A 19,294-nucleotide genomic window follows, 5' to 3' on the forward strand; every position below is an offset into this window, starting at 1 on the left:
GCGCGGACAGAAGGGGAGCGGCTTTGTAACACGAAAGACCGATGAGCATCAACTGACGTTTTCAGCGCAGTCACGATAACGGAGAACGGCAGTTCGACGGAACGAATATTGCTCATTTCGACAGGATACGCCGCCAATTTTCGGATTTCAGGAGACTTCAAGCAATGAGCGCGCCGCCCACTGCCGCAGTTCATGAAAAAAGCACGACGCTCGTCGAGACGGATCTGCCTTCGCGGCTCGACCGCTTGCCGTGGGGCCGGTTTCACTCACTGATCGTGGTGGCGCTGGGTGTGACGTGGCTGCTTGACGGGCTGGAAGTAACGCTGGCGGGCGCGGTGGCGAGTGCACTGAAGTCCAGTCCGTCGTTGCACTTTACCAACGCCGACGTCGGTCTGGCCGGCAGCGCCTACATTGCCGGCGCGGTGCTGGGCGCGTTGGGGTTCGGCTGGCTGACCGACCGGCTCGGCCGCCGCAAGCTCTTTTTCATCACGCTCGCCCTTTATCTGGCGGCGACGGCGGCCACCGCGCTGTCGTGGAATCTGGCCAGCTTTCTGCTGTTTCGCTTCCTGACCGGCGCGGGCATTGGCGGCGAGTACACGGCGATCAACTCGACAATCCAGGAATTCACACCGGCGCGTGTGCGCGGCTGGACCGATCTGGGTATCAACGGCACGTTCTGGATCGGCGCGGGGCTCGGCGCGGCCGGCTCGCTGGTGCTGCTCGATCCGCATCTGCTGCCCGCCGATTGGGGCTGGCGCGCCTGCTTCTTCATCGGCGCGGTGCTCGCGCTGGGTATTCTGCCGATGCGCATCTGGGTGCCGGAAAGCCCGCGCTGGCTGCTCACGCACGGTGACGAGCGCGACGCACGCGCGATCGTCGAAGGAATCGAAACGCGTTTTCGCAGCGAAGGCCACATGCTCTCCGACAACGACCTTACGCGCTTGCGACTGCGCGCTCGCGGACATACGCCGCTGCGCGAGGTATTTCATACGCTCTTCAACGTACACCGGCGGCGCGCGCTGGTCGGCCTGTCGCTGATGACCGCGCAGGCGTTTTTCTACAACGCGATCTTCTTCACCTACGCGCTGGTGCTCACCGATTTCTACCACGTGCCGGGCGACCACATCGGCTGGTATCTGCTGCCCTTCGCGCTCGGCAATTTCCTCGGACCGCTGCTGCTCGGCCGACTATTCGACGTGATCGGCCGACGCAAGATGATCTTTGCGACGTACGCGATGTCCGCCGTCCTGCTGACACTGAGCGGCTACCTGTTCGAGCAGCAGTTGCTCACCGTCGTCACGCAGACGATCGCGTGGATGGTGATCTTCTTTTTCGCGTCGGCGGCTGCGAGTTCGGCTTATCTGACCGTCAGCGAATCGTTCCCGCTGGAGATTCGCGCGCTGGCCATCGCGGTTTTCTACGCGTTCGGCACGGCGCTCGGCGGTATCGCTGGGCCCGCGTTCTTCGGCAGGCTCATCGACACGCATCAGCGCAGCGAAGTGTTTTCGGGCTATCTGGTCGGCTCGGCGCTGATGCTGGCGGCGGCGGTGATCGCCGCGATCTGGGGCGTGGATGCGGAGCGCAAGTCGCTGGAGAACGTGGCGACGCCGCTGTCGAGCGTCGTGGATGACGCGGAGGGCGCGGAGGGCGCGGAATAAAAAAACGCGCGGTCATCGCCGCGCGTTTCACTTCGGCAAGAAAGCGGCAAGCCGTTCAGAACGCCTTTTTCCAGCCGCCGCCGTAGGCGATTTCCGCCAGCGGCAAACGCTGACGCACCGACTTCTCGCGCTCGCGCAACACCGGATCCAGCTTGTCGACGTCGCCGTAATGGCCGAGCGAAATGATCGCGATCACGTCGACGTCGCTCGGCAGCTTGAATGACGTGCGGAACGCGTTCACGTCAAAACCGCTCATCTGATGCGCGGCAAGTCCGAGCGCATGCGCCTGCAAGACCAGCGCCATTGCCGCGGCGCCCGCATCGTACGGCGCGCAGCGATTCACCTCGCCCTTGTTGGTGAGCGTGTGCGTGGTCACCGCGATCAGCACCGGCGCCGGCGCATTCCAGCCCTGGTTGAACGGCACCAGCGTGGCAAAGGCTTGCTTGAACGAGACTTCATCGACGCTGCGGTCGAACACGAGGAAACGCCACGGCTGCGCGTTATACGAAGACGGCGCCCAGCGTGCCGCTTCGAGCACCGATTGCAAATGCTCGCGGCTCACCGGTTCGCTCGAATACGCGCGCGGGCTCCAGCGGCCCGCAATCAGCTCGTGAATGGCAACTGCGGTAGGGGCGGGTTTGTTGGTCATGCGCTTCTCTCGGTCGAAATTCATGATCGACGGGCGACTTGCCCGGGGTCACATAGCATAACCGGGCTTCGGCGCGCGTGCTCCATCGGGCGAACAGTTTGTTTCCGCGCCGGCGGGCAATAGCAAAACGGCCCCATTCGGGGCCGTGGTCCTGACAAGCGCGCTGTCCTCCGCGCGCGACGCGCGGCGTCACACCGCCTGCGGCTCCGGCACCTTGGCGGGCCGGTTGATCCGCAATACGATCATTGCGGCGACGAGGCACAAACCGCCCGAAATCATCGACGCCACCGTGTAGGTGCCGAGGCTCGCCCGCAGCATGCCCGCGCCGAGCGCGGCGAATGCGGCGCCGAGCTGGTGGCCGGCGACAACCCAGCCGAACACCACCGGCGCCGCCTCCTTACCGTAGACGTCGGTGGCCAGACGCACCGTGGGCGGCACGGTCGCGATCCAGTCCAGGCCGTAAAACACGGCGAACAGCGGCAGACCGAAAAAGTCGATGCCGAACGCGTGCGGCAGATACATCAGCGACAAACCGCGCAGACCGTAGTACCAGAACAGCAGCACACGGCTATTGAAGCGGTCCGACAACCAGCCTGAGAGCGTCGTGCCGAACAGATCGAAGATGCCCATAGCGGCAAGCAGCGAAGCGCCCTGCACTTCCGTCATGCCGTAGTCGCCGCACATCGCGATCAGATGGGTGCCGACGTAGCCGTTGGTGCTCGCGCCGCAGATAAAGAAGCTGAAAAACAGCAGCCAGAAGTCGCGGGTTTTGCTCGCCATCGCAAGCGTGCCGAAGGCGATAGCCAGCGGATTCTGTTTGATGACCGTGCTGTTGACCGGTGTATCGTGCGGTTCGCCGTACGGACGCAGCTTCATGTCGGACGGACGTTCGGGCAACAGAAACGCAACAAGCGGAATCACGATTGCGGCAGCAATGGCGACGACCCACACCACTTGCCGCCAGCCGTAATGCTCGGCGATGGCGGCGAGCATCGGCAGGAACACCAGCTGGCCGGTCGCCGAACTGGCCGTGAGAATGCCCATGACGAGGCCACGCCGCGTCGTAAACCAGCGCGTCACCACGGTCGCCGACAACGACAGCGCCGCGACACCCGTCGAGCCGCCGACCATCACGCCCCAGATCAGCACCATTTGCCACGGGTGCGTCATCAGCGAGGAGAGCGCCACGCCCGCTGCCATCGTGCCGAGCGCGGCCAGCAGCGTGGGACGCACGCCGAAACGTTGCATGGCCGCAGCCGCGAACGGGCCCATCAGACCGTACAGCGCAATATTCACCGAAATCGCCAATGAGATCGTTGCGCGGCTCCAGCCGAATTGATGCTCGAGCGGCACCATCATCACGCTCGGCGTGGCGCGCGTGCCCGCTGCCGCCAGCAGCACCAGAAAGACTACGGCGACAGTCAGCCAGCCATAGTGAAAACGGCCGCCGATCAGTTTCGCTGCCCAGTTCATCGGTTCTCCAATCGACACTTGCCTGGCTGGCCGCGCCGCTCACATCGTTACGACTTCGGTAAAGGACTTGTGACAGCTCTGTCACAATGAGTGTTGCGATGTTAGTTACTGATCGGTAACATGTCAAGGCGTCAGGTTCATTCAGGTAGCCACCCATGTCCGATAGTGAAACCCAAAAGCAGGCCAGTGCACGCCGCACGCGCGGCGCGCAGACGGCGGGGCCGCAGGCCCAACAGCATCTGCTTCGCGCCGCGGACGAATTGTTCTACCGTGAGGGTGTGCGCGCCGTCGGCGTCGATGCGGTGGTCGAACGCGCCGGTGTGAACAAGATGAGCTTGTACCGCCAGTTTTCGTCGAAGGACGATCTGGTCATGGCTTATCTGGAGCGCAAGGACGAGCAGTTCTTCGGCTACGTGGAAAGAAGCTTCGCCAAACATCCGGGCGAGCCGGCGAAACAGCTTCAGCAATATTTCGACGACCTCGCGGTGCGCGCGTCGGTGGACGATTATCGCGGCTGTCCTTTCGTGAACGTATCGGTGGAGTTTCCGGACGCGGCACATCCGGCGCGGCAGTTCGTGTTCCGCAACAAGGCGCGGTTGATGACGCGCCTCACGGAACTCGCCACGGCGGCGGGTGCCGACGATCCGGTAGCGCTCGCCAATGGGCTAGGTTTGATGATCGAAGGCGTGTACGCAGCCAGTCAGACCTACGGGCCAGGATGCGGGCCCATTCTGGCCGCGCCGAAGGTCGCCGCGCAGTTGATCGCCGCCGCATGCGGCACGGCAGCGGCAGCTTCGGATAGCTGAGATTCGCGCTTTGCGATCCTGTTTACGCGAGGCATGAATCGATGCCGAGCCGCGCCGTTAGAATGACGTTTTGTCTCACACGCCACCGCCCGCCATGTCGTTGCCCGCCGAATCCCACGATGCCGTCATCGCCGCTACTCGCCACTGGCTGACCGAAGCGGTGATCGGTCTGAACCTGTGCCCGTTCGCGAAGGCGGTGCATGTGAAGGGCCAGATTCGCTACGCAGTCAGCAATGCCGCGGACATGGAAAGTGTGCTGACCGATCTCGAAACCGAGCTTCAGACGCTGATGGCAGCCAGCCCGGACGCCGTCGACACGACGCTGTTGATCGTGCCGCAGGCGCTTGGCGATTTTCTCGACTATAACGACTGCCTGTTTTTCGCCGACCGCCTGCTCAAGCAGCTTCGGCTCGAAGGCATCGTCCAGATCGCCAGCTTTCATCCTCTGTATCAGTTCGATGACAGCGGGCCCGACGACATCGAGAACTACACGAATCGGGCGCCCTATCCGATTTTGCACTTGCTGCGCGAGGACAGCATCGAGCGCGCGGTTCAAGCCTTTCCCGATGCGGAAGAGATTTACGAGCGGAATCAGGAAACGCTTCGGCGGATCGGCCTTGCCGGGTGGAATGCCTTGATGAAGCGGTGATTCACCGGGAAGGAGAGGCCTTGCCGCAGGAAAGAACGGCCCGTCAGGCCGAAACAAAAAACCGCTCTTTCAGTTCCTCGATACCGAGCGTTTCCATCACCTCGTTCAGACGCTCGGCCGGCCGACGCCTCGGCAAATCCTTGTACTGGGCGATGATGAGTTCATTCTTCATGGAATGCTCCCACCCCACGAGTTCGGTCACGCTGACCTGATAGCCGTGCGCTTCGAGCTGCAAACACCGCAGCACATTGGTGATCTGGCTCCCAAACTCCCGTGTATGCAACGGATGCCGCCAGATCTCCGTCAACGCGCTCCCCAGAGACTTCCCCTTGTTCTGCCGCAGCACGCCCGCCACCTCGGCCTGACAGCACGGCACGACCACGATGTACTTCGCCTTCTTTTCCAGAGCAAAGCGCAGCGCGTCGTCGGTTGCCGTATTGCAGGCGTGCAGCGCCGTCACGACGTCGATCCGGGCAGGCAGGCCATCCGACGTGATCGAGTCCGCGACCGACAGATTCAGGAACGACATGCCCGTAAAGCCCAACCGGCCCGCCAGTTCCTCCGACTTCGCGACGAGCTCCTCGCGCGTTTCAATGCCGTATATGTGCGACGCACCACCCGCCTCCGCCTGAAACTCCTTGAAGAAAAGGTCGTACAGGATAAAACCTAGATAGGACTTGCCCGCGCCGTGGTCGACGAGGGTCACGGCGCCCTGGTTGTCCCTGAGCTCCTTGAGCAGCGGCTCGATGAACTGGAACAGGTGGTAGACCTGTTTCAGCTTGCGACGGCTGTCCTGGTTCATCTTGCCGTCGCGCGTGAGGATGTGAAGCTCCTTCAGCAGCTCGACGGATTGGTTTGGCCGGATTTCGTGGGTTTTGCTGGACATCGGGGGGAAACCGTCATCATTTGCAACGCGAACGTGCGACAGGTGACGGAAAAAGGGAAAAGTTGCTGCCAGTTTACCCAAAGTGCGGCTTGCTTACCGGAAGAGCCGCGCGTATCACGCAAGAAATCGCGTCAATCTGGAACAATTCCTGCTCCAAAAGGCTTCATGCAGGGGATTCAGATGGGCGCAAAAAGCAGCGTGCGTATCGGCCCAGCCCCGTCGGCGTCGGCCGTGTCGCCTATAACAACTGGCTGCGGTCGTGGCTTTGATCACGCGAACCGGATGCATGTGGGGAGGACGGACCCGGAACACGGGCCGAACGTTACGTAACCAGTAGCGCGCCGAGACTTCAACCGGACGCGCGCTCGGAAAATAGAAGAGGCAGCAATGGATACGGTACCCAACGGAAACGTCGAACAGAAGTTTCAGGAAATGCTGGCGAAGCTCGTCGCCACCCCCGCCTGGTCGGAAAAGCAGCAACTCGAACTGGAAATGGCCCGCGACATCTCCACGGAAATGCTGCGTCTCGCCGAAGTCATGCGCGATGGCAGCGTGGACATGGAAACCTGCCTGACCATGCTCAAGTACGCCAAAGTGCTCGACTTCGTCATGACTACGCTCGCCTCGCGGCGCGACATCAAACCGCAAACGCTGCGGGTCATCTTCAAGCTCGCCGGGCTGAAGGTCGACGAGGCGTACCCCGGCTAGAACAGTTCAAAGAGGCCGCGATCCGCACGGGCGGCAAGGCGCCGCTCACGCGGCTCGCACGGCCTGTCTCATTCCCGGAGGAAGAGGGCAACTCATGCGCGCGGCGCTTCGACCGGTGGCGTGCCGTCGTGAAAGAGCGTCTTGAGTTGCGAGCGCAATTCCGGCGAATCCGTATGTTTATGCACAGCGACCGCATGCTGAACCGCCGCGTCGAGCAATTCGCTCTCGCTGTCGGCGGATAAGGCGACCGAGCAGTTCATTTCGCTCGGAAACTCGCGGCAATCAATGTATTTGCGGGACATGACAGTCTCCTTTGATCCAGACGTTCAGATAGCCACGCAGGCAGCAGACGCGCGAACCACATCGCCTTCCGTGACGCGGTGCCACAGGCAGTAAAGGTAGCGTCGCGTGGCGAGAAGGAGAGAACCTGGGTTTGACACGGAAAAGACGCGCGCGGCGTCCGATGGAAGGTGTTTGAAAATTATAGGTCGCGGCTGTCCGCAGCGAAGCCTACGGCACAGGCTTACCGGACGCGGGACCGCCTGAACCCAGTCATTTTCGGCCCGCTGGCCTGCCCGCGCGTTTGCCCTGCGCTGACCGCGGTGTGAAAATAGCGCCCTTCGCGCCGCCCGTTTCTCACCCGATCCAGCCGGCGCGCCGCCTCTTCCCCTCATCTGCAGGTCCGCATGTCATCCTCATTCGATTCCGCCCGCGTCGCCGTGATCGGCGGCGGCCCCGCAGGCTTGATGGCCGCCGAGGCGCTTGCCTCGCAGGGCGTGCAGGTCGACGTCTACGACGCCATGCCATCGGTCGGGCGCAAATTCCTGATGGCGGGCAAGGGCGGCATGAACATCACGCATTCGGAGCCGCTCGAACCGTTCCTCGGGCGCTATGGCGCGCGCCGCGAGCAGCTCGCACCGCTCGTGAAAGTCTTCGATCCGGACGCCTTGCGCGCGTGGCTGCACGGGCTGGGCGTGGAGACTTTCGTCGGCAGTTCGGGGCGCGTTTTCCCAGCCGATATGAAAGCCGCGCCGATGCTGCGTGCCTGGCTGCATCGGCTGCGCGAAGCAGGGGTGCGTTTTCACATGCGACACAAGTGGATCGGCTGGGATACCGCAGCAGACGGCGACACCGCCACGCATGCGCTCCGATTCGCGACGCCCGGCGGTGAACAGGCTGTCACCTTCGACGCCGTAGTATTCGCGCTTGGCGGCGCAAGCTGGCCGCGTCTTGGATCGGACGCCGCGTGGGTGCCGCTGATGGCTTCGCGCGATGTGCCCGTAGCCCCCCTGCTGCCGGGAAACTGCGGCTTCGACGCGGACTGGAGCCCTTATCTGCGCGAGCGTTTTGCGGGCCAGCCGGTCAAGCCGGTAGCCATCGCGCTCACCGGCGTAGACAATAAAGTCCACAATCGACAAGGTGAAATACTTCTGACTGAAACGGGCCTCGAAGGCAGCCTGATTTACGCCTTGTCGGCCCTCATCCGCGACCGAATTCTGGCCGACGGGGCGGCGACAATCGCGCTGGATCTGGCGCCAGGCTTGCCTTTGGAGCGAATCATCGCCGAGGTCATACGACCGCGCGGCTCACGCTCGATGTCGACTCATCTGCATGGCAGGATCGGCATTGGCGGGGTCAAACTGGCTTTGTTGCATGAGATTTTGTCGAAAGAAGCCTTCGCCGACGTGGACCGCCTCGCGCACGCAATCAAGGCGCTGCCGGTGCGCCTCACGCGCCCCCGACCGATCGCAGAAGCGATCAGCACCGCAGGCGGCATTCCCTTCGAAGCACTCGACGAGCGCCTGATGATCGAGCGCCTGCCGGGCGCATTCTGCGCGGGCGAAATGTTGGACTGGGAAGCGCCAACGGGTGGCTACCTGCTTACGGCTTGCTTTGCCAGCGGCCTCGCGGCGGGGCGGGGCGCAGCGGCTTACCTCGCCGGACTCAAGGCGCGCAGCGCATCGGCGTGATGCGCCGCGTTGCCCGCTTCACGGCGTGGCGACTCCTCTCACCGCCTATCGTGCCTTGAGACGCCACAGCGATGTCACTTCGGCCATGCGCGCCGTGTGCAGCGCGTCGGTTTCATCGGTCGATTTGGGGTGGCGCGGACGAATGTCCTCGCGCCCCGCCACGACCAACCCCGCCTTGTCGATGGCGGCAAGCAGCCGGTCGCGCGTGCGCAAGCCGAGATGCTCAGCGAAATCCGACATGATCAGCCAGCCTTCCCCACCCGGCGACAGATGGTCCGCGAGTCCATTCAGGAAACTGAGCAGCATGCGGCTTTCCGGATCGTAGATCGCATACTCGATCGGAGAAGCCGGCCTTGCCGGCAACCACGGCGGATTGCAAACCACGAGCGGCGCCCGGCCTTCAGGAAACAGATCGGCCTGCACGACCTCAACCTGCTGATCGTAGCCAAGGCGAGTCAGGTTCTCGCGCGCGCAGGCGAGCGCACGAGGGTCCTGATCGGTAGCGATGATCTTCTTTACACCGCGTTTTGCCAGCAGCGCGGCCAACACGCCCGTGCCCGTACCGATATCGAATGCCTTGTTTAGCGAAGGCAGCGGCGCGCGCGCGACGAGATCCACGTACTCGCCGCGCACCGGTGAAAACACACCGTAGTGGGGATGGATCCGGTCGCCGAGCGCCGCAATCTCGACGCCCTTCTTGCGCCATTCGTGCGCGCCGATCATGCCGAGCAGTTCGCGCAGCGATACGACGGATGCCTCGCCAGTAGCCGGTCCATAAGTTTCGATGCAGGCTTGCTGGACATCGGGCGCGCGGCGCAGCGGAATGCCGTATACGGCGTCGAGTGGAATCAGAATCATGCCGAGCGTGCGCGCGCGTTGCGACTGCGCCTGTCGATGCAGATTGAACGCGTCGATCGGCGTCTCGCCGTGCTTGCGAGGCTTGCGCTCGAGTCGGCGCGTGACCGCCTGCAGCAGTTGGCGAGCATTCTGGAAGTCGCCGTTCCACAGCAGCGCCGTACCTTCGCAAGCGAGGCGGTAAGCGGAATCGGCGGTAGTACGGTCATCCGCGACGATGACGCGCCTGGGCGGCGGCAAGGCCGCTTCGGAGCGCCAACGCGCGGCGCGGGGGCCGTCGGCTTCGGGCCAGGTGATGGTTGCAGGGCTGGTCATGATGAAGGTGGGATCGGTGTTGCAGGAGCGACGCGCTGGGAAGCCGCGTCATCGGGGGGCGTTGCCCGCCGGAGTACTTGATAGCGTTGCCGACTGACGCCCGAATAGTACCTCTGTCGTCCGGGTTCGCGGTGCGCTATTCGTCGGCGAAAATCTGGTGACGCGGGTGGGCTGTCGCGATCGGCGGACAAATTCTAGACAAAAAAGTCCATAATCGACAAGGTGAAAGAGATATGGTGATTTTGGACACTATCGAGCCTCACCGATGTCATGGACCCGGCTCCTTTGGTGCCGTCTGCTTCTTATTCGATAAAAGATAGGCGACACGATTATACGAGTCCGTCAACTCGTGTATCAGGCGGCGCTGCGTTATGTAGGGGTTTACGGCCAATTAATAGACAGAAAGGAGTATGCCCGGTATAGTTTTCTCAATTAATGGAATACAGCCGTATCCCGAAGAACCTGAGAGACCAACCGCGGCGCCGGATCACATCCACAGCGTTAGCTCAAAAATAAGCCTTCAGTTGCGGACGTTCATTGGCGTCCGCAACTGGTTTTTTCATTAATCTGGTTATTCCCGACAACGTCCATTTATGCGCGGTGGATTTAATCACCCGCCGCTGGCAAACGCGTGCGCACGCACAAATAAAAACGGGGTTTCTGAATGAACAGAAACCCCGTTTAGTACAACTGGTGCCGGCTGCAGGACTCGAACCCGCCACCTCATGATTACAAGTCAAGCGCTCTACCTGATGAGCTAAGCCGGCATGAGGCCGTGATTCTACTTCATTTTACGATCTTGAGGCGAGCCCTTCCGCCACCTTTCGATCCGTCGTCGTCAGGCTGCGGGCCGTCCGTCGCGCTATCCGTTTTGGCGGCGACGGCATCCGTGACCGGCGCCGTTTCGACCGCACGCGGCACGGGCGACTCCGCCTCTTCTGCCACTTCCGCGTCAGCCCCCGAATCCAGCGCTTCACCGCCCGGGGACTCGACCGGAAACGCCATGCCCTGGCCGTTTTCACGCGCGTAGATCGCGAGAATATTGGCGATCGGCACTTCGATCTTGTGCGACTTGCCGGAGAAACGCGCGCTGAACTCGATCCACTCGTTGCCCATCTGCAACTGGCTGGTCGCCTCGAAGCTGATGTTCAGCACGATTTCGTTGTCGCGCACAAACTGGCGCGGCACGCGCGTCTGATTGTCGACCCGGACCGCGATGTGCGGCGTATAGCCGTTATCCGTGCACCACTCATAAAGCGCGCGCAGCAGATAAGGCTTGGTGGAAATCTCTTGCATCAACAGTCCTCTTGCCGGGCGCGGGCCCGCGCTCAGCCAGCCGCGCGGCACCCTCACCCCAAAGCCAAACTCAACGACGCATCACCTTTTCCGAAGGCGTCAGCGCTTCGATATAAGCCGGGCGGCTGAAAATGCGCTCGGCGTACTTCATCAGCGGCGCGGCGTTCTTCGACAATTCAATGCCGTAGTGGTCCAGACGCCACAGCAACGGCGCGATCGCGACGTCGAGCATCGAGAACTCTTCGCCGAGCATGTACTTGTTCTTCAGGAAGATCGGCGCGAGTTGCGTCAGGCGATCGCGGATCGCGAGACGGGCCTTCTCGTGATTCTTCTCGGCGGCCTTGCCTTTTTCGTTTTCGAGCGTGCCGACGTGCACGAACAGCTCTTTCTCGAAGTTCAGCAGGAACAGGCGTGCGCGGGCGCGCTGAACCGGATCGGCCGGCATCAGTTGCGGGTGCGGAAAGCGCTCGTCGATATACTCGTTGATGATGTTCGATTCGTACAGAATCAGATCCCGTTCGACGAGAATCGGCACCTGACCATACGGATTCATCACAGCGATGTCTTCCGGCTTGTTAAACAGGTCGACGTCGCGGATCTCGAAGTCCATGCCCTTTTCGAACAACACCAGCCGGCAGCGCTGGGAGAACGGGCAAGTTGTGCCGGAATACAGAACCATCATATTTACGTTTCCTCAAAAAGCTGAAAGGCCAGCGCGCGGAAAAACCGTTCAGCAGGTTTTTCCTGGCGCCGGCCCCACGCCGGGTGACGGCGTGATTATTTGATATGTTTCCAGTACGCGGCGTTCAGTCGCCAGGCGAAAAAGCTCAGGATACCGAGGAACATCAGCACCCACACGCCAAGCTGTTTGCGGGTTTTCTGGGTCGGTTCGGACATCCATGACAGGTACGACACGAGGTCGGCCACAGCAGAATCATAATCTACCGGCGACATCGTCCCCGGAGTGACCTGCTGGAAGCCCACAAATTTGTGTACCGTCTCACCGGTTTTTTCGTCGGTTTCGTCACCGAACTTCGCGGTACGTTGCCCCTGAAGCTGCCACAGCACGTGAGGCATGCTCACGTTTTCATACACCAGATTGTTCCAGCCTGTCGGCCGCGTATTGTCGCGGTAAAAGCTGCGCAAATACGTGTACAGCCAGTCTTTGCCGCGCGCCCGCGCTTCCACCGACAAATCCGGCGGACTCGCGCCGAACCACGCTTTCGCGTCTTCGGGGCGCATCGCCACGGTCATTGTGTTGCCGATTTTATCCGTGGTGAACAGCAGGTTCGCCTGAATTTCGTTCGGCGTAATGCCGAGGTCGGTCAGCCGGTTGTACCGCATCAGGTTCGCGCTGTGGCAATTCAGGCAATAGTTTACAAACAATTGCGCGCCGTGCTGCAAAGAAGCGAAATTCTCCGCGTTATCCGGCGCACGGTCGAGCGGGAAATTCTCGTCCGCGTAAGCCGGGGCGGCCAGCACCGCAAGCAGTGTCGCGCCGATCAGCGCGCACTTCGTAAGCAGTTTTTTCATTCGTGTTCTCCTGGCTCGCGATTAGTGAGGCTTGAACCGCACCCGTTCGGGCGGCTGCTTGAACGTGCCAAGCCGCGTCCAGAACGGCATACCGAGGAAAAACGCGAAGTAGATCAGTGCGCAGATCTGGGCGATCAGCGTGGCGGCCGGCGACGGCGGTTTGGTGCCGAGAAAGGCCAAAGTCAGAAACGCGGCCACGAAGATGCCATAGAACACTTTGTGAAAAAACGGCCGATACCGGATCGACTTGACCGGCGAGCGGTCGAGCCACGGCAGGAAGAACAGCGAAACGACCGCGCTGCCCATCACCACCACGCCCCAGAACTTCGATTCGGTGAACGCCATAGCCAGAATCACCAGCACCGCGAGCACCGGCAGACCGAGCCTCCACTTGCCGCGCGCGCGCACCAGCGCGAGCAGGCCGAGCAGCGCGATCACGACCATCAGCACGATCTTGAACGGATCGGTGGTGGCGCGCAGCATCGCGTAGAAAGCGGTGAAGTACCATACCGGCGCGATTTCGGGCGGCGTTTGCAGCGGGTTGGCCGGCACAAAGTTGTTCGCTTCGAGGAAGTAGCCGCCCATCTCCGGCGCGAAGAAGATGATCGCGGCGAAGATAAACAGAAACACCGTCACGCCCATGAAGTCGTGCACCGAGTAGTACGGGTGGAACGGAATGCCGTCGAGCGGAATGCCGTCCGGGTCCTTCTTCGCCTTGATCTCGATGCCGTCCGGATTGTTCGAACCGACTTCATGCAGCGCGACCAGGTGGGCGACCACCAGACCGATCAGCACGAGCGGAATCGCAATCACATGAAACGCGAAGAAGCGGTTCAGCGTGACGTCCGAGACTACATAGTCGCCGCGAATCCACAGCGACAGATCCGGCCCGATGAACGGAATCGCCGAGAACAGGTTCACGATCACCTGCGCGCCCCAGAACGACATCTGGCCCCACGGCAGCAGATAGCCGAAAAACGCCTCGGCCATCAGGCACAGGAAAATCGCGCAGCCGAAGATCCACACCAGTTCGCGCGGCTTGCGGTACGAGCCGTACATCAGCCCGCGGAACATGTGCAGATAGACGACGACGAAAAACATCGACGCGCCCGTGGAATGCATGTAACGGATCAGCCAGCCCCACGGCACCTCGCGCATGATGTACTCGACCGACGAGAACGCGAGCGTCGCGTCGGGCTTGTAGTTCATGGTGAGGAAAATGCCAGTCACGACCTGATTGACCAGCACCAGCAGCGCGAGCGAACCGAAGAAGTACCAGAAGTTGAAGTTCTTCGGCGCGTAGTACTCGGAAACGTGCTTCTTCCAGGTGGAGGTCAGCGGAAAGCGCCGGTCGATCCAGCCGACCAGCCCGGTCGTCTCTACTTCGTGTTCGATCGCCATTACGCTTCTCCTTTCTCGTCCTTGCCGATCACGAGGCCGGTGGCCGAGGTGAACATGTAAGGCGGGATGTCGAGGTTCTGCGGCGCAGGTTTGTTCTTGAAGACGCGGCCGGCCATGTCATAGGTCGAGCCGTGGCACGGGCACAGAAAGCCGCCTGGCCAGTCGTCCGGAAGATTGGGCTGCGCGCCCTCCTGGAAGCGCGGCGTCGGCGTACAACCCAGATGGGTGCACACGGCGACGGCGACGAACAGATTCTTGTGGTCGGCGCGTGAACGGTACTCGTTATTGCAGTACTCCGGCAACGGCATTGAAAAAGGATTCTTGGTGTGGGGATCCGCTACTTCGTTATCGGCTTTCTGGACATCGGCGAGCATCTTGTCGGTGCGGTTGATGATCCACACCGGTTTGCCACGCCAGGCTACGGTCTTCATGTCGCCAGGCTTGAGATCGCCGATATCGACTTCGACCGGGGCACCTGCTGCCTTGGCCTTTTCAGATGGTGCAAACGAACTAACAAAGGGTACGACAGTGGCAACGCCTCCTATGCCACCTGCTACGGTCGTCGCTATCAGCCAGGTACGGCGGCTGCCGTCGACGCGTTCATCTTCCTTGTCTCGCATCACACGCCCCACTTCTGAGTTGGATTTTTCCTTCACGTCGCTTCTACCGCCGCTAGTTTGCGCGAATGGAGTCGCCATTTACAAGGGCCGATTGCCAAAAACCGTGCGAAGCCCTTGATAAATCAGGGTTTCTCCGTACGGATCGCAAACTTTTTTGCACCTCCTTTTAAGTGCCCTCTGCGTTATTCCTGCTTTTTTCTTCTCTAATGCGTTTTATCTGAATTTCGCGATTCAAACGGGATTAGGGATATCGATAAAGAGGTGTTCGATATCGAACTGCTCGGACAGGTGCTTGCCCACCGCCTGCACGCCGAAGCGCTCCGTGGCATGGTGGCCCGCCGCAAGAAAAGCGACGCCGCTTTCCGCCGACGTATGCATCACCGACTCCGACACTTCGCCGGTCAGGTAGACGTCGGCACCCGCGTTGATAGCTGCGTCGAACATGCCTTGCGCGGCGCCCGTGCACCAGGCCACGCGACGCAGTTCGCGCTCCGCGTCGCCGAACACGAGCGGCGTGCGGCCGAGCGTCTGCTCGACCTGCGCGGTGAAGTGGGCGAGCGTGATCGGCATCGGGAAGGTGGCGAGCCAGCCGAGGTCGTTCTCGCCGAAGCGCGCGTCGCTGATCCAGCCCATCTTCGCGCCGATCTGCGCGTTGTTGCCGAACTCGGGATGGGCGTCGAGCGGCAGGTGATAGGCGAACAGATTCAGCTCGTTGGCGATCAGCAGTTTGAGACGCCCATATTTGCGGCCGGTGATCTGCGGCGCCTCGTTGCGCCAGAAGTAGCCGTGATGGACCAGCACGGCGTCCGCGCCCCAATCCAGCGCGGCTTCCAGGAAGGCCGCCGAAGCGGTTACGCCGGTCGCCAGCTTGTTGATCTTGCGACGCCCTTCGACCTGCAGCCCATTGGGGCAATAGTCCTTGAAGCGCGCGGTTTCAAGGAGATTGTTCAAGTACAATTCAAGTTCGATCCGATCCATATAAACCTCTAGTCTTCAGATGCTTAGACGCTTTTGGCTGTTCTTTGCCCAAGCGGTGACCGTGCTGTTGGCGCTCATGTTCATCGTTGCGACTCTCAAACCGCAGTGGCTGCAGCGTCAGGGGCAATTCGGCAAGCAACTCGCCGAACCGATCGTCGCCCTGCGGGAAGTGGCGCCAGGTATCGGCAGCGGCCCAGCCCAGGCGTCGTATGCAGACGCCGCGCAAAAGGCCATGCCGGCGGTCGTCAACGTGTTCTCCAGCAAGGATGGCTCACTGCCGCCCGACCCGCGCGCGAAAGATCCGCTGTTCCGCTACTTTTTCGGCGACAAGAACAATCGCAAGCAGCAGGAGCAGCCCGCATCCAATCTCGGCTCCGGCGTGATAGTGAGTTCGGAAGGTTACATTCTAACGAACCAGCACGTCGTGGACGGCGCCGACCAGATCGAAATCGCGCTGGCCGACGGCCGCACCACGAATGCGAAGGTCATCGGTATCGACCCGGAAACGGATCTGGCCGTGCTCAAGGTCAACATGACCAATCTGCCCACCATCACGCTCGGCCGTATGGATCAGACGCGCGTCGGCGACGTGGTGCTGGCGATCGGCAATCCGTTCGGCGTCGGCCAGACGGTGACAATGGGCATCGTCAGCGCGCTCGGGCGCAATCACCTCGGCATCAACACGTTCGAAAACTTTATTCAGACCGATGCGGCCATCAACCCGGGCAACTCGGGTGGCGCACTGGTCGACGTGAACGGCAACCTGCTCGGCATCAACACCGCCATCTATTCGCGCTCAGGTGGCTCGCTCGGCATTGGCTTCGCGATTCCCGTGTCGACCGCGCGCAGCGTGCTGGAGAGCATCATCACCACGGGTTCGGTCACGCGCGGCTGGATCGGCGTCGAACCGCAGGACGTCACGCCGGAGATCGCGGAATCGTTCGGGCTGGATCAGAAGTCGGGGGCGATTGTCGCGGGCGTATTGAAGAACGGACCCGCGGACCGTGCGGGCATCAAGCCGGGCGATATTCTCGTGAGCGTGAACGGGCAGGAGATCACCGACACTACGCGCCTGCTGAACGTGATCGCGCAGATCAAGCCGGGTACGGCTGCAAAGGTGCATCTGGTGCGCAAGAGCCGCGAGATGGATCTGGACGTCACCATCGGCAAGCGTCCGCCTCCGCCGAAGCAACCGGTTGAGGATAATGGCGGCAGTGATCAGCAGGATGATGATGGGGGTTGAGATTCAGGCGCTGGAAGACCGCTACGCGTCCCACCGCCGCGTTTTCATAGCCTCCTCGAGCATGCCGAGAGTAAGAGATCTACCGCCAAGGGTTTCGCGCGCACTGGCGCTGAACGGCGACTTGGCCACTGTTGCGAAGAAGGGTCCGCTATTCAGCTTCGCAGCCGGATAGTAGTGGTGCGGATCAAAACCGCCTATGTCGACACCGAAGCGTGCGGCCCATGCCTTAATAAATTCCGCGATACGCCCTGGATTCATGTCCAGATCGTGATAAAGGTCCGCGTCTCTCGTTAGTTGCAGCCGGCCGACAATCGGTTTGCCGGCATCTTCCGCGACAAACGCTTTCAGACTGTTCCAGATCTCTGCTGTCACCGGTGGTTCTCTGCTTTTACAAGGCCCGTCATATCCAATGGTCGATCGATAAGCGGTTGTGGATGCACCAAAGCTTCGGGTGAACTAATCGCGAACCACAGGCGCTCAAACAAAAGGGCAGCCTGCAATGAACTGCCCTTTTTATCGGCCTGCACCTCGGGTTCACTCCGACGCGCCCGCATCCTCGATCACCACCGGCTGCTTGCCCACAATCAGCCGCGCCGCAATGATCCCCGCTTCGTAAAGCACGATCAACGGAATCGCCAGAATCAGCTGCGAGAACACGTCCGGCGGCGTGACCACGGCGGAGATAACAAAGGCGCCGACGATCACATACGGACGAATCTCCTTGAGCTTCTTGAGCGTCACCACGTTCATGCGGACCAGCAGCACCACGACGATCGGCACTTCGAACGTCACGCCGAACGCGATGAACATGGTCAGCACAAAGCTCAGGTAATTGTCGATGTCCGTGGTCATCTCCGCGCCGAGCGGCGCGTTGTAGTGCGCCATCACGCGGAAGATAGTCGGGAACACCACGAAGTACGCGAACGCCATGCCGCACAGGAACAGCGTGTAGCTGCTGCCCACCAGCGGCCCGACCAGTTTTTTCTCGTGCTGGTAAAGACCCGGCGCAACGAATGCCCAGATCTGATACAGCACGATTGGCAGCGCGATCACAAAGGCCACCAGCATGGTCACCTTCATCGGCACGAAGAACGAGCCGGTCACATCCGTGACGATCATCTTGCCGTCCTTCGGCAGATTCTGCATCAACGGCCGCGCCAGCAGCCGGAAGATATCCGGCGCCCAATACACGAGTCCCACGAACACCACGACGACGGCAAGGCCGGCGCGAATGATACGGTCGCGCAATTCAACGAGGTGGGAAATGAAGGTCTCTTCAGTGCCTTCGTTCTGGGTTTGCTGGGGGTCGCTCACACCGGCCCTCGGTTAGAGATTGTCGTTCTGATCATCAGAAGAACCGCGTCGGACGACGCATGGTGGCCGGTGTATGCCGCGCCACGCGCGCCGCACCCGACTGCACACGCGTGCGGCGCGTGGTCGCGCGCTTGTACCAGGTGGGCATGGCTGTCTGCTTGACGCGCCAGTTCTTGTGTTTGGAGCCCGCAGCCGACGTGCTGCGCGGCCACGCTGAGTTGCCTGCATTGCCGACGTCTTCGAGCGCGCCGCCCGCAATGCTCGGCGACACCGACGTGCCGCTGTTCCACGCGTCGTTCAACTCGCTCTCATGCTTGCGCAGATTGTCCTGAACGGAAGTTTCGACGTTGGTCGCGGCCGCTTCGAACTCGCTTTTCATGCGGCGCAGTTCGTCGAGCTCGATTTCGCGCGTGACTTCCGCCTTCACGTCGTTGATATACCGCTGCGCGCGGCCGAACAGCGCGCCCGCCGTGCGGGCGACGCGTGGCAGGCGCTCAGGGCCAAGTACGACCAGCGCGACGACGCCGATCAGCGCCATCTTGGTTAGACCGAGGTCCAGCATGGAGTGGAATGTCCGTCAGTAACGCGGTTAAGCCGCGGCTTAGCGGTAATCGCCCGAACGCGGCGCCTTTTCCTTCGCATCCACATCTACGGCGCCGTTACGCGGCAGTTCGCGCTGTTGCGCTTCGCCTGCCGGCGTTTCGGCTTCCTTCATGCCTTCCTTGAAGCCCTTCACGGCGCCACCCAGATCGGTGCCGATATTGCGCAGTTTCTTCGTGCCAAACACGAGTGCCACGATCAACAACACGATCAACCAATGCCAAATGCTCAACGAACCCATGACTACTCTCCTTAACCCCGATATCGCACCGTGATGCGGTGAACTCGGACGCCTTGCAGCGTGAATCGAAGCGCGTACGCTTCATCTATATATACGTTA

Annotated in this window: 21 protein-coding genes and 1 tRNA gene; 6 read left to right on the forward strand and 16 right to left on the reverse strand. The window is 61.4% G+C overall.

What is annotated here, in order from left to right; translation table 11 throughout:
* The first annotated feature begins 164 nt into the window (after nucleotides 1–164).
* The gene (locus tag PDMSB3_RS18290) at nucleotides 165–1,658 is read left to right on the forward strand and encodes an MFS transporter (RefSeq protein ID WP_007180249.1); all 1,494 of its coding nucleotides are present in this window, start codon (nucleotides 165–167) and stop codon (nucleotides 1,656–1,658) included.
* Between the two features lie 55 nt (nucleotides 1,659–1,713).
* Here PDMSB3_RS18290 and PDMSB3_RS18295 read toward each other — a convergent pair whose 3' ends face one another.
* Nucleotides 1,714–2,307 carry a nitroreductase family protein gene (locus PDMSB3_RS18295; RefSeq protein WP_007180248.1) on the reverse strand — a complete coding sequence of 198 codons (594 nt, stop codon included), beginning with the start codon at nucleotides 2,305–2,307 and terminating at the stop codon, nucleotides 1,714–1,716.
* A gap of 189 nt (nucleotides 2,308–2,496) precedes the next feature.
* The gene (locus PDMSB3_RS18300; RefSeq protein WP_165187130.1) at nucleotides 2,497–3,780 is read right to left on the reverse strand and encodes an MFS transporter; all 1,284 of its coding nucleotides are present in this window, start codon (nucleotides 3,778–3,780) and stop codon (nucleotides 2,497–2,499) included.
* 155 nt (nucleotides 3,781–3,935) lie between these two features.
* Here PDMSB3_RS18300 and PDMSB3_RS18305 point away from each other — a divergent pair, with 155 nt between their 5' ends.
* Entirely contained in the window at nucleotides 3,936–4,586 is a 651-nt protein-coding gene (locus PDMSB3_RS18305; RefSeq protein WP_007180246.1) for a TetR/AcrR family transcriptional regulator, read from the forward strand.
* A gap of 94 nt (nucleotides 4,587–4,680) precedes the next feature.
* Entirely contained in the window at nucleotides 4,681–5,235 is a 555-nt protein-coding gene (locus PDMSB3_RS18310; protein ID WP_007180245.1) for a DUF1415 domain-containing protein, read from the forward strand.
* Between the two features lie 43 nt (nucleotides 5,236–5,278).
* On the opposite strand, the gene PDMSB3_RS18315 is transcribed toward PDMSB3_RS18310, so the two are convergent.
* Entirely contained in the window at nucleotides 5,279–6,121 is an 843-nt protein-coding gene (locus PDMSB3_RS18315) for a class I SAM-dependent methyltransferase (protein WP_007180244.1), read from the reverse strand.
* A 387-nt stretch (nucleotides 6,122–6,508) separates the two neighbouring features.
* On the opposite strand from PDMSB3_RS18315, the gene PDMSB3_RS18320 reads away from it, so the two are divergent.
* Entirely contained in the window at nucleotides 6,509–6,829 is a 321-nt protein-coding gene (locus tag PDMSB3_RS18320; RefSeq protein WP_007180243.1) for a type II toxin-antitoxin system HicA family toxin, read from the forward strand.
* A gap of 92 nt (nucleotides 6,830–6,921) precedes the next feature.
* On the opposite strand, the gene PDMSB3_RS18325 is transcribed toward PDMSB3_RS18320, so the two are convergent.
* A complete protein-coding gene (locus tag PDMSB3_RS18325; protein ID WP_007180242.1) occupies nucleotides 6,922–7,131 on the reverse strand; it encodes a DUF1059 domain-containing protein in 210 nt (69 codons plus the stop codon).
* A gap of 384 nt (nucleotides 7,132–7,515) precedes the next feature.
* Here PDMSB3_RS18325 and PDMSB3_RS18330 point away from each other — a divergent pair, with 384 nt between their 5' ends.
* The gene (locus tag PDMSB3_RS18330) at nucleotides 7,516–8,799 is read left to right on the forward strand and encodes a TIGR03862 family flavoprotein (protein WP_007180241.1); all 1,284 of its coding nucleotides are present in this window, start codon (nucleotides 7,516–7,518) and stop codon (nucleotides 8,797–8,799) included.
* A 45-nt stretch (nucleotides 8,800–8,844) separates the two neighbouring features.
* Here the strand turns inward: PDMSB3_RS18330 and PDMSB3_RS18335 are convergent, their stop codons facing one another.
* The 8 genes from PDMSB3_RS18335 to PDMSB3_RS18370 form a co-directional block, all read right to left on the reverse strand.
* Complete coding sequence (locus PDMSB3_RS18335) at nucleotides 8,845–9,969, reverse strand: methyltransferase (RefSeq protein WP_165187132.1); 1,125 nt, start codon at nucleotides 9,967–9,969, stop codon at nucleotides 8,845–8,847.
* Nucleotides 9,970–10,660: 691 nt separating this feature from the next.
* Nucleotides 10,661–10,736: transfer RNA gene (locus PDMSB3_RS18340), tRNA-Thr, on the reverse strand.
* A 19-nt stretch (nucleotides 10,737–10,755) separates the two neighbouring features.
* The gene (locus tag PDMSB3_RS18345; RefSeq protein ID WP_165187134.1) at nucleotides 10,756–11,265 is read right to left on the reverse strand and encodes a ClpXP protease specificity-enhancing factor; all 510 of its coding nucleotides are present in this window, start codon (nucleotides 11,263–11,265) and stop codon (nucleotides 10,756–10,758) included.
* 70 nt (nucleotides 11,266–11,335) lie between these two features.
* Nucleotides 11,336–11,947 (reverse strand): glutathione S-transferase N-terminal domain-containing protein, encoded by a 612-nt coding sequence (locus PDMSB3_RS18350; protein ID WP_006052302.1) that lies wholly within the window; start codon nucleotides 11,945–11,947, stop codon nucleotides 11,336–11,338.
* A 95-nt stretch (nucleotides 11,948–12,042) separates the two neighbouring features.
* Nucleotides 12,043–12,798, reverse strand: coding sequence for a cytochrome c1 (locus PDMSB3_RS18355; RefSeq protein ID WP_007180225.1), 756 nt, complete (start codon nucleotides 12,796–12,798; stop codon nucleotides 12,043–12,045).
* A gap of 21 nt (nucleotides 12,799–12,819) precedes the next feature.
* Nucleotides 12,820–14,199 carry a cytochrome b gene (locus PDMSB3_RS18360; RefSeq protein WP_007180224.1) on the reverse strand — a complete coding sequence of 460 codons (1,380 nt, stop codon included), beginning with the start codon at nucleotides 14,197–14,199 and terminating at the stop codon, nucleotides 12,820–12,822.
* The gene (gene petA / locus PDMSB3_RS18365) at nucleotides 14,199–14,819 is read right to left on the reverse strand and encodes a ubiquinol-cytochrome c reductase iron-sulfur subunit (RefSeq protein ID WP_035517856.1); all 621 of its coding nucleotides are present in this window, start codon (nucleotides 14,817–14,819) and stop codon (nucleotides 14,199–14,201) included. Before petA ends, PDMSB3_RS18360 begins: the two co-directional genes overlap by 1 nt.
* 231 nt (nucleotides 14,820–15,050) lie before the next feature.
* Nucleotides 15,051–15,797, reverse strand: a complete 747-nt coding sequence (locus PDMSB3_RS18370; RefSeq protein WP_165187136.1) for a Nif3-like dinuclear metal center hexameric protein — start codon at nucleotides 15,795–15,797, stop codon at nucleotides 15,051–15,053.
* A gap of 19 nt (nucleotides 15,798–15,816) precedes the next feature.
* Between PDMSB3_RS18370 and PDMSB3_RS18375 the strand changes: the two genes are divergently transcribed.
* Nucleotides 15,817–17,040 carry a Do family serine endopeptidase gene (locus PDMSB3_RS18375; RefSeq protein WP_007180221.1) on the forward strand — a complete coding sequence of 408 codons (1,224 nt, stop codon included), beginning with the start codon at nucleotides 15,817–15,819 and terminating at the stop codon, nucleotides 17,038–17,040.
* Nucleotides 17,041–17,061: 21 nt separating this feature from the next.
* Here PDMSB3_RS18375 and PDMSB3_RS18380 read toward each other — a convergent pair whose 3' ends face one another.
* From PDMSB3_RS18380 to tatA, 4 genes are all read right to left on the reverse strand, one after another.
* Nucleotides 17,062–17,412, reverse strand: coding sequence for a DUF1493 family protein (locus PDMSB3_RS18380; RefSeq protein ID WP_007180220.1), 351 nt, complete (start codon nucleotides 17,410–17,412; stop codon nucleotides 17,062–17,064).
* Between the two features lie 162 nt (nucleotides 17,413–17,574).
* A complete protein-coding gene (gene tatC, locus PDMSB3_RS18385; protein WP_007180219.1) occupies nucleotides 17,575–18,354 on the reverse strand; it encodes a twin-arginine translocase subunit TatC in 780 nt (259 codons plus the stop codon).
* 34 nt (nucleotides 18,355–18,388) lie between these two features.
* Nucleotides 18,389–18,916 (reverse strand): Sec-independent protein translocase protein TatB, encoded by a 528-nt coding sequence (gene tatB, locus PDMSB3_RS18390; protein ID WP_007180218.1) that lies wholly within the window; start codon nucleotides 18,914–18,916, stop codon nucleotides 18,389–18,391.
* Between the two features lie 39 nt (nucleotides 18,917–18,955).
* Entirely contained in the window at nucleotides 18,956–19,195 is a 240-nt protein-coding gene (gene tatA / locus PDMSB3_RS18395; protein WP_007180217.1) for a Sec-independent protein translocase subunit TatA, read from the reverse strand.
* Nucleotides 19,196–19,294: the final 99 nt, after the last annotated feature.

The sequence above is a fragment of the Paraburkholderia dioscoreae genome, assembly GCF_902459535.1.
GTDB lineage: Bacteria > Pseudomonadota > Gammaproteobacteria > Burkholderiales > Burkholderiaceae > Paraburkholderia > Paraburkholderia dioscoreae.

Bases quoted from the DNA above. Each gene is read 5' to 3' on its own strand.
- PDMSB3_RS18350 (WP_006052302.1), bottom strand. From the start codon at position 11,947: ATGATGGTTCTGTATTCCGGCACAACTTGCCCGTTCTCCCAGCGCTGC.
- PDMSB3_RS18355 (WP_007180225.1), bottom strand. From the start codon at position 12,798: ATGAAAAAACTGCTTACGAAGTGCGCGCTGATCGGCGCGACACTGCTT.
- PDMSB3_RS18290 (WP_007180249.1), top strand. From the start codon at position 165: ATGAGCGCGCCGCCCACTGCCGCAGTTCATGAAAAAAGCACGACGCTC.
- PDMSB3_RS18300 (WP_165187130.1), bottom strand. From the start codon at position 3,780: ATGAACTGGGCAGCGAAACTGATCGGCGGCCGTTTTCACTATGGCTGG.
- tatB (WP_007180218.1), bottom strand. From the start codon at position 18,916: ATGCTGGACCTCGGTCTAACCAAGATGGCGCTGATCGGCGTCGTCGCG.
- PDMSB3_RS18325 (WP_007180242.1), bottom strand. From the start codon at position 7,131: ATGTCCCGCAAATACATTGATTGCCGCGAGTTTCCGAGCGAAATGAAC.
- PDMSB3_RS18370 (WP_165187136.1), bottom strand. From the start codon at position 15,797: ATGGATCGGATCGAACTTGAATTGTACTTGAACAATCTCCTTGAAACC.
- PDMSB3_RS18310 (WP_007180245.1), top strand. From the start codon at position 4,681: ATGTCGTTGCCCGCCGAATCCCACGATGCCGTCATCGCCGCTACTCGC.
- petA (WP_035517856.1), bottom strand. From the start codon at position 14,819: ATGCGAGACAAGGAAGATGAACGCGTCGACGGCAGCCGCCGTACCTGG.
- PDMSB3_RS18345 (WP_165187134.1), bottom strand. From the start codon at position 11,265: ATGCAAGAGATTTCCACCAAGCCTTATCTGCTGCGCGCGCTTTATGAG.
- tatA (WP_007180217.1), bottom strand. From the start codon at position 19,195: ATGGGTTCGTTGAGCATTTGGCATTGGTTGATCGTGTTGTTGATCGTG.
- PDMSB3_RS18330 (WP_007180241.1), top strand. From the start codon at position 7,516: ATGTCATCCTCATTCGATTCCGCCCGCGTCGCCGTGATCGGCGGCGGC.
- PDMSB3_RS18305 (WP_007180246.1), top strand. From the start codon at position 3,936: ATGTCCGATAGTGAAACCCAAAAGCAGGCCAGTGCACGCCGCACGCGC.
- PDMSB3_RS18295 (WP_007180248.1), bottom strand. From the start codon at position 2,307: ATGACCAACAAACCCGCCCCTACCGCAGTTGCCATTCACGAGCTGATT.
- PDMSB3_RS18320 (WP_007180243.1), top strand. From the start codon at position 6,509: ATGGATACGGTACCCAACGGAAACGTCGAACAGAAGTTTCAGGAAATG.
- PDMSB3_RS18360 (WP_007180224.1), bottom strand. From the start codon at position 14,199: ATGGCGATCGAACACGAAGTAGAGACGACCGGGCTGGTCGGCTGGATC.
- PDMSB3_RS18315 (WP_007180244.1), bottom strand. From the start codon at position 6,121: ATGTCCAGCAAAACCCACGAAATCCGGCCAAACCAATCCGTCGAGCTG.
- PDMSB3_RS18335 (WP_165187132.1), bottom strand. From the start codon at position 9,969: ATGACCAGCCCTGCAACCATCACCTGGCCCGAAGCCGACGGCCCCCGC.
- PDMSB3_RS18375 (WP_007180221.1), top strand. From the start codon at position 15,817: ATGCTTAGACGCTTTTGGCTGTTCTTTGCCCAAGCGGTGACCGTGCTG.